Source organism: Chryseobacterium sp. YR221, from assembly GCF_900176315.1.
Lineage (GTDB): Bacteria > Bacteroidota > Bacteroidia > Flavobacteriales > Weeksellaceae > Chryseobacterium > Chryseobacterium rhizosphaerae.
Window position 1 is genome coordinate 718,597 of sequence record NZ_FWXM01000003.1, and the last position, 16,755, is coordinate 735,351.

Here is a 16,755-nt window from a genome sequence, read left to right on the forward strand (position 1 = left end):
GAGCCTTCTGTTTAAGAGAGTTTTAACATTTTTTTAATTAAATAGAAACGTTATGTTAATTTATTATAAACAACCAATTTATTCCGTAGATAACCAGCCTATTAAAAGGCATTACGTAATATTAACTTTCCTGTAATATTTAATTGTGTTATTTTCTAAATGGAATTAGTTTAGTTATTTTTGCTCAAAAGATAGAAACGCAATGTCCGAAAACATTCAACAAAAAATAGAACAGCTCCGCAAAGAGCTTCATCAGCATAATGAAAACTATTATCTTCTGGATACCCCTACCATTTCAGATTATGACTTTGATATGCTTCTTCAGCAGCTCCAGGAGCTGGAAGCAAAGCACCCTGAGTTTTATGATGAAAACTCCCCTTCTGTAAGAGTAGGTGGTGGAGTTACAAAGGTTTTTCCAACGATCCAGCATAAATTCAGAATGTATTCTCTGGATAATTCTTATGATTTTGATGATCTTGAAGATTGGGAGAAAAGAATTATTAAGACCATTAATGATCCTGTGGAGTTTGTTGCTGAATTAAAATATGACGGAGCCTCTATTTCCATTCTTTATGAAAACGGAAAACTGATGCAGGCAGTAACCCGCGGTGACGGTTTCCAGGGAGATGAAATTACCCCGAATGTCCGTACCATTTCAGATATTCCACTGACGTTGAAAGGCGATTTCCCTCCTCACTTCTTTATGCGTGGAGAAATTTACCTGACCAGAAAGAATTTCGATAAACTCAATAAACTGCGTGATGAGGAAGGACTTGATCCGTTTATGAACCCTAGAAATACAGCCAGCGGAAGTTTAAAAATGCAGGACAGTGCCGAAGTAAGAAAGCGTGGTTTATCTTCTGTACTCTATCAGTTCATCGCTGAAGATATTCCGGCAGAAACCCATTGGGAACTGCTTCAAAAAGCCCAGGGCTGGGGATTCAAAACATCTCAGCAGGCTAAATTATGCACCACTCTTGATGAGGTAAAAGATTTTATCACTTTCTGGGATACGGAGCGCCATAACCTGCCTTTTGAAATTGACGGTATTGTTTTAAAAGTAAATTCTCTGCAGCAGCAAAGACAGCTTGGATATACTGCAAAATCTCCCCGTTGGGCCATGGCCTATAAATTCAAGGCTGAAAAAGTGGAAACTGAGCTTCAAAGCGTTTCATACCAGGTAGGAAGAACGGGTGCTATTACGCCGGTTGCCAATCTTAAACCTGTTTTACTGGCAGGAACTATTGTAAAGAGAGCTTCTCTTCACAATGAAGATATTATCAAAAAACTGGACCTTCATGAGCATGACTTTGTGTATGTAGAAAAAGGCGGTGAAATCATTCCGAAGATCGTTGCGGTAAATACTGAGAAAAGAACTGAAGAAAGTAAAGAAATAGAATATATCAAACATTGTCCGGAATGTGGTACTGAATTGGTAAAAATTGAAGATCAGGCGATCCATTTCTGCCCGAATGAACTTCACTGCCCTCCGCAGGTGGTAGGAAGAATGATCCACTATGTTTCCCGAAAAGCTTTAAATATTGAAAACCTGGGAAGTGAGACCATTGAACAGCTTTACAGAGAAAAGTTAATTGAAAACCCGGCTGATTTCTATGTTTTAACGAAAGAACAGCTTCTTCCCTTGGAAAGAATGGCAGAAAAATCAGCGCAGAATATCATCACAGGTGTTGAAAAATCCAAAGAAATACCTTTTGAAAAAGTATTATACGGAATAGGAATCAAACACGTAGGAGAAACAGTAGCCAAGAAACTGGTGAAGAATTTCACTACTATAGAAGATTTGAAAAATGCCACCGTAGAAGAGCTTTGTCAGGTAGAAGATATTGGAGCTAAAATTGCTGTAAGCATTGTAGAGTTTTTCAAAAATTCCGAAAACATCCTGATGATAGAACGTTTAAAATCTTATGGTGTACAGCTTGAAAAAGGGGAAAGTACCAATGAGGTTCTGTCCAATGTGTTAGAAGGAAAAGCTTTCCTTTTCACCGGAAAACTATCTTTGTTTACCAGAGAACAGGCCGAAGAAATGGTGGAAAAACATGGTGGAAAAAATATTTCTGCCGTTTCTAAAAACCTAAACTTCCTGGTGGTAGGTGAAAAAGCAGGAAGCAAACTGAAAAAAGCACAGGATATAGGAACAATTACCATTCTGGATGAACAGGAGTTCCTTGATTTGATTGAGAAACAGTAAAAAATAATAGCATAAAAAATAGTTAAAGCCGTGAATTTTCACGGCTTTTTTGCATCACACTCAAAGAATAAAATAACATATAAATCAATAATAAAAGTAAAAATTAAACTTTAAAACAATTAAATGTAATTAATTTAACAATATTTGCATTTAATAGTAAATATTTTTCATACATTTATAAAAACTAAAACATCACTAAACCATGAAAAACATTTACGTATTTGTGCTGTTCCTGGCACACTTATCTGTGAGTGCACAGATTGTCAATATTCCGGATCCTTATTTTAAAGCAAAACTTCTCTCCGCAAGCCCTTCCAATCAGATTGCCCAGGGTACCGGTAGTGGAAATGTTTCTATTGATACCAACAACGATGGAGAGATTCAGCTTTCCGAAGCAGCGGCTATCACTTCAATATCCATTTACAGCCCTAATGGAGGCTCTTTTCAGATTCAGTCTATAGAAGGGGTGAAATCCTTTGTCAATCTGAAATATCTTACCGTTTCTGATTCCCCAGGTCTTCTTTCGGTAGATGTAAGCGGTATGCCAAAACTGGCGCTGGTCTCTTTTGATAACAATACATCAATGTCTGCTACTAATTTTTCAAACTGTAATCTTCTCAATAACATCAGTGTCAGAAATGCCAATATTGTAAATCTTGATATTTCTAACCTGCCTAATTTTGGTACTTTAGACTGTAAAGATGGAAAAGTGGAAACTATTAATTTCACAGGAAGTACCACGATACACACGCTTCTATGTTCCAATAATAACATCAGTTCTATTGATGTAAGTCCATTGGTTAATCTTGCAAGTTTACATATTTATGAAAATCTACTCACTACTCTTAATCTGAACAACCTTACGAAACTTCAGACGCTCAACTGTAATGGTAACAATCTCACTTCATTGTCTTTACAGAACACTCCAAAACTTAAGTATATTGAAGCGATGAATAATAATCTATCCACTATAGATTTAAGCCAGGCTCCTGTCCTGGGCACCCTTTATCTTTCTTCCAATCAACTCACCAGTATTGATCTTTCTACCTCCCCGCAACTCCATATTCTTTCTTTGGGTAATAATCTTCTGACGACGATCGATATTTCACACAACCCTCTTTTGTCTTCTCCATCTCTCAACAATAACAATCTACAGACCATGTTTTTAAAAAACGGATTAAACGGTGGTGGTGGATACTATCCTAACAATCCCAATTTAAGTTATATCTGCTGCGATGAAGGGGAAATAACTTCTGTTCTCAATGCTAATACCCAATTTGGATACAACAATGTAGTCGTGAATTCTTACTGTTCTTTCACCCCGGGTGGTACCGTATATACCGTTAAAGGAAATACCAAATATGATATCAATGGCAATGGTTGTGACCCTACTGATCTTAATAAAGCATTCCAGAAATTCACGGTAACAGGAATCAGCAATGCAGGAAGTCTTATCTCTGATCACTCAGGAAACTACTCTATCCCACTAAATTCCGGTCCGAAAACCATCACTCCAATCGTAGAAAATCCTACCTATTTCACTATTTCACCAGCAAGCTTAGCGGTTAATTTCCCTCTTCAGACCAGTCCATTGACTCAGAACTTCTGTATGTCAGCCAACGGCACTCATCCTGATCTTGAGGTGGTGATTGTTCCAGTACAGGCTGCAGTACCAGGATTTGATGCAGGATATAAAATTGTTTTTAAAAATAAAGGTACAACAGCACAATCAGGAACAATGGTTTTCAATTTTGATGATAACCTGATGAATTTCCTGAACGCGACCGTTACTCCTAATTCACAATCTACAGGAACCCTGACCTGGAATTTCACCAATCTGCTTCCATTTGAAACGAAAGAAATTAAAGCGGTATTCACCTTAAATACACCTACACAAACGCCACCATTAAATAATGGAGATGTTATTCATTACACAGTACAGATCAACGGTGCTCCGGATGATACTCCTGCAGATAATAGTTTTACGCTGAACCAAAACGTAGTCAATTCATTTGACCCTAATGACAAAACATGTCTTGAAGGACCTTCAATTGCTCAAACTCAGGTAGGTGATTATGTACATTATCTGATCAGGTTTGAAAATATGGGAACAGCAAATGCCAGAAATATTGTAGTAAAAGATATCATTGATACTTCAAAATTTGATATCTCCAGCCTGATTCCGATTACAGGAAGCCACAACTTTACCACAAGAATAACCCAACCTAATATTGTTGAATTTATCTTTGAAAATATCCAGCTACCTTTTGACGATCTGAACAATGACGGATATGTTTCATTCAAAATTAAAACAAAATCTACATTGACCGCAGGGGAAAATTTCAGTAATACAGCCAATATTTATTTTGATTATAATCATCCGATTATTACCAATACCTACACAACAGCTGTTGAAAATAAGAATACGCTGGCAACAAACGAAATAAAAGGGAAGAATACAACCTTAAACATCTACCCAAATCCGGTAAAAGAAGTCTTATCTATTCAGTCCAAAGATGAAGTTATTAAAGCTGAAATCTATGATACAGCCGGAAGAATTATGCTTTCTATGGGAGTGAAAGGAAATTCAGTAAATCTCTCAGAGCTTCCTAAAGGAAACTATATGATTAAAATATATACCAAAGAGCAAACATTCGTTCAGAAATTAATCAAAGACTAACGAAGACTTACCTCTATAAAAATAAAGGCTGCGAAATCACTTTCGCAGCCTTTGTATTTTAATATATCATTTTATTTGAAAACAAGAACGCTGTAAGGGCCATTCTGATTTTCTTTAGGCAAAATAAACCTGATGTGCTGTTTACCTTTCTGATAATCAACATAAGGCTCTTTGGTAATAATTTTTCCTTTTCCAGTCTCTTTATAACCAGCATTTAATACAGCTGAAAGGTATTTATGATAATCTCTCTGTTCCGGAAATTCACATTCTATCCTGTCCTGAGATTTGTCTTTAGTATATACAAATTTCCCGATTTTAAATGTATGGTCAGGACTTTCATATTCATTCAGGGTGAAATCTGAACTTTCGGTTTTGTCATTAAAGCTGAAATTGATCTTCTTCATTTCATTTTTAAATTCAGGCATACCAAGCTTATTGAATTCTGCAATTTTTTCTAATGTGAAAGCCTGAGCAGATACCTGAATACCTAGTACGATAAAAAACAGCAATGTTAATAGAGATAGAGTTTTTTTCATTGTATGATAAAAGTTTATAAGTTTAAAAGAATAGTCTTCAAGTTTTTGATAAAGTTATGAATTTTTCTTTAATACGTTTTGGAAAAGTATAATTTGTTCCTGATTGAGATTCTTCAAATAAATTTTACGTTCCTTTATTGAGATTCAAAACGTAAAGCAGAATATTATATTGTATATTTTAAGAAACAGGCAGTCTGAAATAAAATGTACTTCCATTATTCGGGGAGCTGTTTACTCCAATTTCTCCATTCTGTTTTTCAATAAAATTCTTTGAAATGGCCAATCCAAGTCCTGTTCCGTTCTGATGTTCACCCGGAACCTGAAAATAACGGTCAAAGATCTGACGGTGGTATTTTTCATCAATACCACTTCCCGTATCAGTAATACTGAACTGAATAAAAGAATCCACTTTTTCTACCAAAATCTTTATATTTTCATCCTGAAACGAGTGTTTCACAGCATTGGTAAGGAAGTTATTCATTACCCAAACCGTTTTATCAAAATCCGCAGCAACAAAATCTGTGTCTTCCAGAAGATATTCCGTATTCACTGAAATATTTTTCTGTTCTGCCAGTTTTTCTACATTTTTCACCGCCGACTGTACAATCTCTTTAGGAGAGCATTTTTCAACAGTCAAACGGATATTTCCGGATTCAACCTGCGAAAGATTAAGCAGTTCACTGGTGATATCAAGTAAGCGTTGCCCATCTTCATTGATACTTTTCAGCAATTCTTTCTGCTGGTCATTCAGCTCTCCGAATTTCTGATTTCCAAGCAACTGTACGCCCATTTTTATAGCAGAAATAGGAGTTTTCAGTTCATGAGAAATGGTAGCTATAAAATTCGTTTTGGCAAAATCAAGTTCTTTAAAAGGGGTAATATTTCTCAGCAAAATAACCTTTCCAATATATTTTTTTTCCTTTTCTCCAGTTTTTACAATGTTGATAGGGACAATATCCTGTTCAAAATAATTCTCTTTATTATCACGAACGATCTTCATCGGTTCTTTTACCGGATGGTCAATATTTTTTAATAATTCACGGATCAAATCATTGTTTACAGCAACTTCATGAGCTGTTTTTCCTATAATCTCGTCTTTATTGAGATTGGTAATTTTCAACGCTTCGTCATTAATCATGTAGATAAAATGGTTTTCATCCAGCCCGATAACAGCATCATGCATGTTGTTCACCAGTGTTTCAATCCTCTTCTTATCCATCAGCTGCTTGGAGAGTGTACTGCTTTCATATTCCTGAAGCTTTTCAGCCATGATGTTAAATGATTCCGCCAGGCTGTTGAACTCTTCACTTCCTTTGAAATGCACCCTTTCATTATAATTTTTATCAGCAATCTGTCTGATACTGAATGTCAGCTGATTAATGGGTTCAGCAATCGTTTGTGGTAAATTAAAAAGCAAAATAAAGGCAATCAGGAAGCATACCGTTCCTAAACTAACAATCCAGAAAGTAGCATTACCGGCAGTAATGATGGCAATATCGCTTTTCCTTTCAATGCCTTTCATATTTAAAGACATAATCTTAGCGAGATCTTCACGGATCAGTTTTTCTTTACTGTATGAAGGTTCTTTCAGATAACTGTTAAAATGCAAATTCAGGTTCTGAGTAGCTTCTTTTTCTCCGAATTCCGTGAGGTTTTTTTCCTGTAACTGGTTATTTTTCTGAAAATCGGCAATAGCAACAGCACTGTCAATGCTTATGTGATCCAAAGCCAGGAGCATATTTTTCGAAAACTCCAGACTGTTATAATTGGCTGTAAGGATTTTCTCCGTATCAGATTTCAGTTTATTGATATATACAGACCCTATCACTGAAAGCAGAACGATCAGGAAAAATAAAAGGCCTACGCCTAAGGTAAGTTTAGTTTTAAGTTTCATTACTTTTTTAAGATAAAATAATAATATCTATCTGCCTTTCATTCAATCTGTTCATCAGAGTATAGATCCAGCTATATCCCAACAGGCGCTGCCAAAATCTGGCATGAGGCTTTCCGATACAGACAGTTGTTATATTATGGGCAATTACATACTCCAGAATTCCATTATGTACACTACCTTCTTTGATCCGGACCACTTTTGCTCCTAATTCCTGTGCTAAATTAAAATTATTAATCAAATACCGCTGTTTATCCAGGGCTATTTTTTCAGGATTTTCTGAGGGCTTCTGAATATATATGACAGTCCACGGACTATTATAATAGCTCGCCAATCTGGCTGTTTTTCTAATGATCGTTTTAGCAATCTTTTCATTACTGCTGATACAGGCCAGAAATTTTATAGGTTTAAAGTTTTCAGTCTTTATTTCAGTCTCTACTTTTCTTTCAACGTGAGTGGCCACTTCTTTTAAAGCCAGTTCACGAAGCTGTAAAATATGCCCGCTCTGAAAGAAATTATTCAAGGCAGTCTGAATTTTTTCCTTTTTATAGATCTTACCTTCTTTCAGCCGGGTCAGTAATTCATCAGCGGTAAGGTCTATGTTTACCACTTCATCTGCAATAGCAAGAATTTTATCCGGTACACGTTCCGTAACTTCTATTCCTGTAATTACTTTTACTTCCTCATTCAGACTTTCAATATGCTGAATATTCATGGCACTGATCACATTGATCCCGTTATCCAAAATCTCAAGGACATCCTGCCATCTCTTTTTATTTTTGGACCCTTCTACATTGGTATGCGCCAATTCGTCTACCAAAACAACTTCAGGATGTTCGTTGATAATAGCCTGAACATCCATTTCTTCCAGGTTTTTACCTTTATAAAAAACTGATTTTCTGGCAATTTCCGGGAGCCCTTCCACCAAAGCCACTGTTTCTTCCCGATCATGCGTTTCTATATAGCCGATCTTTACATCAATGCCGTTCCGTAAAAGGGACTGAGCTTCCTGAAGCATCCGGAAAGTTTTTCCTACGCCTGCGCTCATTCCGATATAGATCTTGAATTTTCCTTTTCGGGATTTCTGGATCAGTTCTAAAAAATGTTTTGCTGATGACATTGATTCCTGCTTTTACAGTATTAAGTTATTATAATTTTTATTAAACCACAAAAGAGATAAAAGCTTTTCTTATCTCTCTCTTATCGTAAGCTTATGGCTTAAGAGATTCTCTGAATGTTTAAAACAATTTGTCATTCCGAAGAGATTCACCCTCTTAATTTCAAAGGATACAAGGTCATATTATGATTGATTTTATGTGCCTTGTCAGGATTCCTATAGAATGACAAATTGAATAGATAAAATTTTCAAAAATGCTCTTCTTTTGTAGTGAGTTCATTTTTAATCTATACCTTCTAAAACCAGGCTGCCAGGCTCGTTGTCACAAAGAAATTCCCTTGTTTCATTTCACCGTTTTTCACAAAAACAGCATCTTTAGAGGTAAAGCCTCTGGCTTCAGTACGGAAAATCACATTCTTTAAGATTGCATAGTCTAGATTCAGGGAGTATCCAAAAGTCTGAAATCCATTGGGAGTTCCTGAATTAATAATCACTCCTTTTTTATCATTATAATATTCAAATCTTCCGGCTAAGGCCCATTTTTGATCTAATTGATATTTCATCTGTACATTAGGGCTGTACCAGATATTATATTGCTCACTTCCTTTGGTTTTCTGCTCTGCCCCGATATCGAACCCCAGTAATGCTGAAAACTGATCCGTGAGTTGAAAGCTTCCAAACAAATCATGAAAATAACGCATTTTTTTATCCTCTTTTGCCTTATCATTTCCAATGAACGAACTGCTGTTCAAAGTAATTTTGTCATTAGGTTTATAGGTCACCTGATGTCCAAAAGAAATACTCTGATTTCCCTCTGCTTTTGCAATGCGTTGCCATCCATTCAGTACCAATCCGCTTAAAAACCATTTTCCGTTATCTGAAGTATAGGAAAGTTTGGCTCCGGTTTCAAAATAAGGAGAATTCTCTGCGGCAAGGCTTCTTGTCAAATTGATATTATCTTTTCCTATTGCACTTTCCCAACCGATATGGGAAGGCATAATTCCGGCATCAATCCATAGGTTTTTATTCTTTGATATTTTGATCCCGATATTCGCTTCATTCACATAGCGTAGCGCGTCCTGTTCAGCAGCCATATTATCCTGGGCATAAGTTCCTGCCATTAGCGCTACATTAGCACGAAGATTCTCACTTTGATAATTTGCTTTTATGAGTCCCAGATTCAGATTTACTTCATTATGTCTGTTGTATGAGTACAAAAAGTTTTGGCGAAGATGATTACCAGGTTCATTAGTATCGTAGGTGTAGAAAAGCTCTGCATAAGCAGAAAAGGTAACCTTATTTCCTATTTTTAGTGAATCCGAAGATTGTGCTTTTGGGAAGAAAATGCCCAACAACATTCCTATAGCAATATATTTTTTCACGTTATTGTCTAATTATTTTAATTGATCTAAAGCCATATTCAGCTTTAATACATTTACTTTTGATGGTCCGAAAAGTCCTAAGAGAGGCTTTTCAGTTTGAGTTTTAATTAAATCAGTGATCTTCCCTTCTGGAAGATTTCTTAGTTTAGCAATTCTTTTCACCTGGTATAAGGCCCCTTCCGGAGAGATATCAGGATCCAATCCGCTTCCGCTTGCTGTAGCCAGCTCTACAGGAACTTTAGTATTCTTCATTGCCGGATTATCAAGCTTTAAAGTATCCATTCTCTTCTGTACAGTTTCCAGATATTCTTCATTGCTGGGACCTTTATTGCTTCCTCCACTTCCTGCTGCATTATAGTTCACGCTGGAAGGGCGTCCCTGAAAGTATTGATCAGATTTAAATTCCTGGCCAATATTTGCATAGAATTTCTGTCCTTTATAGGTAATAATCTCCGCATTTCCCTGGGTAGGTAATATTTTTGAACCTCCGTACACAATTACTAAATAGATTCCCACCACAGCCAGCATTACAAGAGTCAGTCTGAATGCTGAAATAATATGATTTTTCATTTTTTAAATTTTAATAGAATAAACTGATCAGTACATCAATGATTTTGATTCCAATAAACGGAACAATGACACCGCCTAACCCATAGATCAAAAGATTTCTTCTTAATAAGGCACTTGCTCCAATAGGTTTGTAAGCTACCCCTTTTAAAGCTAATGGAATAAGGAAAGGAATGATCACAGCATTGAAAATAACGGCTGATAAAATGGCTGTTTCCGGGCTATGAAGGTTCATGATATTCAATTTCTGCAATGAAGGGATAAACGTGATAAACAGGGCCGGAATAATGGCAAAATATTTCGCAACATCGTTAGCAATACTGAAGGTTGTCAGTGTTCCACGGGTCATCAAAAGCTGTTTTCCAATCTCTACAATTTCAATCAGTTTTGTGGGGTCATTATCGAGGTCTACCATATTACCGGCTTCTTTTGCGGCTTGGGTTCCACTGTTCATTGCCACCCCTACATCTGCCTGAGCTAATGCCGGAGCGTCATTTGTTCCATCCCCCATCATGGCTACCAGTTTGCCTTCCTGCTGTTCTTTTTTGATGTAGTTCATCTTATCTTCAGGCTTGGCTTCGGCAATAAAATCATCCACACCGGCTTTTTCTGCAATAAATTTTGCGGTTAAAGGGTTATCTCCGGTTACCATCACCGTTTTTACTCCCATTTTTCGCAGCCTTTGAAAACGCTCCTGAATTCCGGTTTTAATAATATCCTGAAGTTCAATTACTCCCCATACTTTTTCATTGATTGCTACCACTAATGGAGTTCCTCCGTTTTCAGCAATTTTGGTAACAGCATCCTGTGTTTCCTGCGGGAAGATATTCCCGGCTTTTTCAGTCAGTTTTTTTATAGTGTCGTAAGCTCCTTTTCTGATCCTTGTGTCTTCAAAATCGATTCCTGAAGTTCGTGTTTCAGCCGTAAAATCAATATAAGTAGGATTGGGAACTAATAAATCTTCTGATTTTAGCTGGCTTAATTCAATAATAGACTTTCCTTCCGGTGTTTCATCTGCTACAGAGCTCAATGCCGAAGCTTTAATAAAGTCTTCCTCCTTAATTCCGTTTGACGGATGGAAATGAGTGGCTTTTCTGTTTCCAATCGTGATTGTTCCTGTTTTATCAAGCAACAGAACGTCAATATCACCTGCTGTTTCTACCGCTTTACCACTCTTGGTGATAACATTGGCCCTCAATGCTCTGTCCATTCCGGCAATACCAATGGCAGAAAGTAGTCCTCCGATGGTTGTCGGAATAAGGCAAACGAAAAGAGAGATGAATGCTGCTATTGTTATCGGCGTCTTCGCATAATCAGCAAAAGGTTTTAAAGTAAGGGTAACAATAATAAATGTAAGGGTAAACCCGGCTAAAAGTATGGTTAATGCGATTTCGTTAGGTGTTTTTTGTCTTGAAGCCCCTTCTACAAGAGCAATCATCTTATCCAAAAATGATTCTCCCGGTTTTGTGGTTACTTTTACCTTTATTCTGTCTGATAATACTTTTGTTCCTCCTGTTACAGAGCTTTTATCTCCACCGGCTTCACGGATTACTGGAGCACTTTCTCCGGTAATTGCAGATTCGTCAATGGTTGCCAATCCTTCAATGATCTCTCCGTCCATAGGGATCTGATCTCCTGTTTCACAAAGGAAAATATCACCTAATTTCATTTCAGCAGACATTTTCAATGTAGTTTCCACCTGAAATCCAGGTTTATTGTCAACCACTAATTTGGCAGGTGTTTCCTCACGGGTTTTTCTAAGTGTATCAGCCTGTGCCTTTCCCCTTGCTTCTGCAATTGCTTCTGCAAAATTGGCGAACAGAACTGTAAAAAATAATATAATAAAAACTAAAAAGTTATAAGAGAAGCTTCCCTGTGATGTATCACCAGTCAGGCTAAACATGCTTACGATAAACATGACAACGGTTCCGATCTCCACCAGAAACATGACCGGATTTTTAAACATAATTTTCGGATTCAGCTTTACGAAAGACTGCTTAATCGCCTCGTTAACCAAATCTCTTTGAAACAATGTTTGTGATTGATTTTTCATTTTTTTGAAAGAGTTTATATCATTATAAATCAATACTAACCATCAAGGGCAGCTAAAACTATAAGGAAGAAAATGGATAATATTATGTGATGAACGTTTCAGTAAGTTTTTAGACTAACTTCCTCAGACTCTTCAGCTTCCTTAATGGCAGAATATTGATTTTAATTTTTAATGTTCATATTTTATTTAGAGAAATACTGAATCTGCTCTGCAATAGGACCTAATGTCAATGCAGGGAAGAAAGATAATGCTGCAATAAGCAGGATAACAGCCAGAGTCATAAAACCGAAAGTAGCGGTATCCGTTTTCAGTGTTCCTGAACTTTCAGGGATGAATTTTTTCTGAGCCAATAATCCGGCTATGGCTATCGGTCCTATGATTGGAATAAACCTTGATAGCAGCAGAACAATTCCTGTGGAAATATTCCACCATGGGGTATTGTCTCCCAGCCCTTCAAATCCGGATCCGTTGTTAGCAGAAGACGAGGTAAATTCATAAAGCATTTCGCTGAATCCATGAAAGCCCGGGTTATTCAATGTTTTTGCTCCAAATTCAGGCAGGTAAGCCGTTAAAGCCGTTCCCACAAGAATTAAGAATGGGTGAAATAAAGCTACGATCATTGCAATCTTCATTTCTTTAGCTTCAATCTTTTTCCCCATAAACTCCGGTGTTCGTCCTACCATCAGACCACTGATAAATACTGCAAGGATGATAAAGATGAAATAATTCAGAATACCAACTCCACAACCTCCATAGAAACAGTTGATCATCATGGCAAGCAATTCATTCATTCCCGAAAGAGGCATGGTGCTGTCATGCATAGAGTTTACAGAACCTGTTGAAATAACAGTGGTAGCAATACTCCAATATCCTGACGCAGCGCTCCCAAAGCGGATTTCCTTACCTTCCATGGCTCCCCGACTACTGTTTGCACCCATCTCTGTAATCAGCGGATTTCCACCTGTTTCATTAATCACATTTGGAATGGTTAGCGCAAGAAATCCAACAGTCATTACGGTAAAGATCACCCATGAAAGTTTTCTTTTTTTCAAGTAAAAGCCTAATGCAAAAACCAAAGCAAACGGAATGATCATTTGAGTAACCATTTCTGTCATATTGGTTATATAATTAGGATTTTCCAGAGGATGAGCTGAATTGGCTCCAAAAAAGCCACCTCCATTGGTTCCCAAATGCTTAATAGCAACAAAAGCAGCTACAGGACCTCTTGAGACATCAATTTTTTGACCTTCTAAAGTTGTAATATGGTCTTTCCCCTCAAAAGTCATTGGACTTCCGTTAATGGAAAGTATTAAAGCAACAATTACACTTATGGGAACCAGGATCCTGATCATCGATTTGGTAAAATAATCATAGAAATTTCCCAGTTCGGTAGCTGTTTTATCTTTAAAAGCTTTAAAAAGGACCGCCATTGCTGCCATTCCCGTTGCTGCTGTTACAAACTGTAAAAACATAAGATAGAGCTGGCTTAAATAGCTTACTCCCGTTTCCCCCGAATAATGCTGCAGATTACAATTAACTAAAAATGAAATAGCTGTATTAAAAGCCAGATCTGCAGTCATATTGGGATTCCCATCCGGGTTTAAAGGAAGCCAGGACTGATTCAGAAGGATTAAAAATCCAATGATGAACCAAATCAGATTAATCGTCAGCATGGCATACATATTCTGTTTCCAGCTCATCTGACGAGTCGGGTTAATTCCCGATATTTTATAAATTAACTTTTCGATCGGCTGAAAAACAGGATCTAAAAAAGTTTTCTTATATCCATAGACATTAGCTATATATTTACCCAAAAATATTCCGATAACTAATGTAATAGCAAACATTGCTATAATGCCTAAAATTTCTGTATTCATGACCATTTAAAATTTTTCAGGTTTCACTAAAACATAACAGATGTACACAAAGGCAAGTATTGAAAGGAAAAATAAACTCCACATAATTTTATATTCTATCAAAAAATTCAACTGATTTATATAAAAGCCAAAACAGGACTGCACAAAGCAGGACCAAACTTATCAACATCATATCTTTATTATTAAGGTTAAAATAGTCAGCAATACGTACGATACAATCAGCAGACTAAAAGTAGAGTGCTCCCGTTTTTTAAACGTTTTTCTTGAAATTGTCATTTTTTAAATATTTTATTCATAGACTATATGCCAAAAGGAATTCCATTCTAAAAAACAAAGAATTAACTATTTGTATTACAACACAATACACCAATTCAACAACCGGTATAAAAACAAAAAAGCCTATCAAAATGATAGGCTCTTTATTAAAATGATAAAATAATTTATTTTAATCCGTACTCTTCCAGTTTACGGTATAAGGTGGCAATACCAATCTCCAGTAACCTGGCAGCTTCAGCTTTATTTCCTTTCGTATACTGCAGTACTTTCTGTATATGTATTTTTTCCAGGGATCTTATGCTCAGGGAGTCACTTTCAGCCACTGCTTTCTCTGAATAGTGAGGAAGGCTTTCGGCATCAAGAATATTATTATCCATAAGAATCAGGCTCCGCTCTACAGCATTTCTCAATTCACGGATGTTCCCCTTCCAGTCATTTTTTTCCAGTGCTTTGTAGTAATCCGGATTCACCTGAATAGATGATAAATGCAGCTTATCTGAAAATAAATTAATAAAATATTTAGCCAGCATTTTTAAGTCTTCTTTCCGCTCTCTTAAAGCTGGAAGAGTAATTTCAAAAACATTCAGCCTAAAATAGAGGTCTTCTCTGAAGTTGCCTTGCTTTATTTCTTCTTCAAGGTTTCTGTTAGTTGCTGCTACAAGCCTAAAATCAGATCTTGAGAGTTTAGTTTCCCCCATTTTTATGAATTCTTTGGTTTCCAGTACCCTAAGCAGTTTTGCCTGAAGCTCAATGGGCATTTCCCCAATTTCATCCAGAAACAAAGTTCCTCCGTTGGCTTCTTCAATTAATCCTTTTTTATCCCTTAAAGCCCCTGTAAAAGCGCCTTGTTTATGTCCAAAAAGTTCACTTTCCAAGATATCCTTACTGAATGCGGAGCAATTGATCGCCACAAAATTATTTTTCTTTCTGTCGCTTCCTTCATGAATGGCATTGGCAAAAACCTCTTTCCCAGTTCCGGTTTCCCCTGTTAAAAGTACGGCAGCATCGGTTAAAGCAACTTTTTCAGCCAGCTTCTTAGCCTGCAAAATGATAGGAGAATGCCCAATAATTTGTTCAAACCCCTTTATGGTACCAGTCTGCTGAACAACTTTCGATCTGTTATCTTTTACTTTTTCCAGCGCCTTATATACCAATGGAATAATCTTCTCATTATCATCCCCTTTTACCAGGTAATCATAAGCGCCATTCTTCATAGCCTGTACAGCATCTGTAATATTTCCAAATGCTGTCATTAAAATAATTTCAAGGTTGGGATATTTTGTCTTTATTGATTTTATAAGCTCAACCCCAAAGGCATCAGGAAGGCGGACATCGCTTAAAACGACATCAAAATCATACTGCTCCAACATTGTCATCGCTGACCGTGCCGTAGAAGCTTCTTTTACGTTAAAATTTTCTTGGGAAAGGATCATACCTAATAACTTAAGGAGTTTGATCTCATCATCGATAATCAGAATATTTCCTGACATTATAATTGTATTTGGAAAACTGATACAAACTTATTGATTTTATTCGAGTAAAATCCACTTATATCGGGAAATTTCTTTCTATAAATGGTCATTAGGGGAATCTTAGTACATTCGTTGAGAGTTAGGAGTTGAGAGTGAAGAGTGATGAATAATGAATGGTCAATGATTGACTTCTGATTGTAAAATCAGTTTATCCAGGATATGGATATTCAATAGGGACGGGCTTTAGCCCGTTCTTATAAAAATACCAAACCATCCATTGGCTTTAGCCTAAACATAAGCCAGTATAATTATCTTACGTACATCGTCATTCTTAAGTTTGGGCTAAAGCCCTATTAAAAAATCGTTTTTTGTAGATGGGCTAAAGCCCATTTCTATTGAATAATAAAATGAGTCCCAGAAATAATAAATAAGGAGTGATGAGTTATAAGTATAAATAGCAAATGGTCAATGATTGACTCTTGATTGAAAAAGTTAGTTTATCCGGGATATGGATATTCAATAGGGACGGGCTTTAGCCCGTTCTGTAAAAATACAAAACCATCCATCGGCTTTAGCCCAAACATAAGCCAGCATAATTATCTTGCGTACGTTGCCATTCTTAAGTTTGGGCTAAAGCCCTATTAAAAAATCGTTTTTAGTAAATGGGCTAAAGCCCATTTCTATTGAATAATGAA

General features: G+C 36.6%; 10 protein-coding genes. 2 read left to right on the forward strand and 8 right to left on the reverse strand.

The annotated features are described in order from the left end of the window. Positions 1 to 202: 202 nt before the first annotated feature. Positions 203 to 2,209, forward strand: a complete 2,007-nt coding sequence (gene ligA, locus B8967_RS12320; protein ID WP_084086286.1) for an NAD-dependent DNA ligase LigA — start codon at positions 203 to 205, stop codon at positions 2,207 to 2,209. Positions 2,210 to 2,411: 202 nt separating this feature from the next. Further along, positions 2,412 to 4,889 carry a DUF7619 domain-containing protein gene (locus tag B8967_RS12325; protein ID WP_084086287.1) on the forward strand — a complete coding sequence of 826 codons (2,478 nt, stop codon included), beginning with the start codon at positions 2,412 to 2,414 and terminating at the stop codon, positions 4,887 to 4,889. 71 nt (positions 4,890 to 4,960) lie between these two features. Here B8967_RS12325 and B8967_RS12330 read toward each other — a convergent pair whose 3' ends face one another. The 8 genes from B8967_RS12330 to B8967_RS12365 all read right to left on the reverse strand — a co-directional run bounded on the left by B8967_RS12330 (position 4,961) and on the right by B8967_RS12365 (position 16,078). Further along, entirely contained in the window at positions 4,961 to 5,425 is a 465-nt protein-coding gene (locus B8967_RS12330; RefSeq protein ID WP_084086288.1) for a hypothetical protein, read from the reverse strand. A gap of 178 nt (positions 5,426 to 5,603) precedes the next feature. Beyond that, positions 5,604 to 7,319, reverse strand: coding sequence for a HAMP domain-containing sensor histidine kinase (locus B8967_RS12335; RefSeq protein ID WP_084086289.1), 1,716 nt, complete (start codon positions 7,317 to 7,319; stop codon positions 5,604 to 5,606). Between the two features lie 7 nt (positions 7,320 to 7,326). Then, on the reverse strand, positions 7,327 to 8,436 hold the full coding sequence (locus B8967_RS12340; RefSeq protein WP_084086290.1) for a histidine kinase: 1,110 nt from the start codon (positions 8,434 to 8,436) through the stop codon (positions 7,327 to 7,329). A gap of 293 nt (positions 8,437 to 8,729) precedes the next feature. Beyond that, positions 8,730 to 9,791, reverse strand: a complete 1,062-nt coding sequence (locus B8967_RS12345; protein ID WP_084086291.1) for a porin — start codon at positions 9,789 to 9,791, stop codon at positions 8,730 to 8,732. Between the two features lie 36 nt (positions 9,792 to 9,827). Beyond that, positions 9,828 to 10,385, reverse strand: coding sequence for a potassium-transporting ATPase subunit KdpC (gene kdpC, locus B8967_RS12350; protein WP_084086292.1), 558 nt, complete (start codon positions 10,383 to 10,385; stop codon positions 9,828 to 9,830). A 10-nt stretch (positions 10,386 to 10,395) separates the two neighbouring features. After that, on the reverse strand, positions 10,396 to 12,435 hold the full coding sequence (gene kdpB / locus B8967_RS12355; protein WP_084086293.1) for a potassium-transporting ATPase subunit KdpB: 2,040 nt from the start codon (positions 12,433 to 12,435) through the stop codon (positions 10,396 to 10,398). A 182-nt stretch (positions 12,436 to 12,617) separates the two neighbouring features. Further along, a complete protein-coding gene (gene kdpA / locus B8967_RS12360; protein WP_084086294.1) occupies positions 12,618 to 14,312 on the reverse strand; it encodes a potassium-transporting ATPase subunit KdpA in 1,695 nt (564 codons plus the stop codon). Between the two features lie 440 nt (positions 14,313 to 14,752). After that, positions 14,753 to 16,078, reverse strand: coding sequence for a sigma-54-dependent transcriptional regulator (locus B8967_RS12365; protein WP_084086295.1), 1,326 nt, complete (start codon positions 16,076 to 16,078; stop codon positions 14,753 to 14,755). Positions 16,079 to 16,755: the final 677 nt, after the last annotated feature.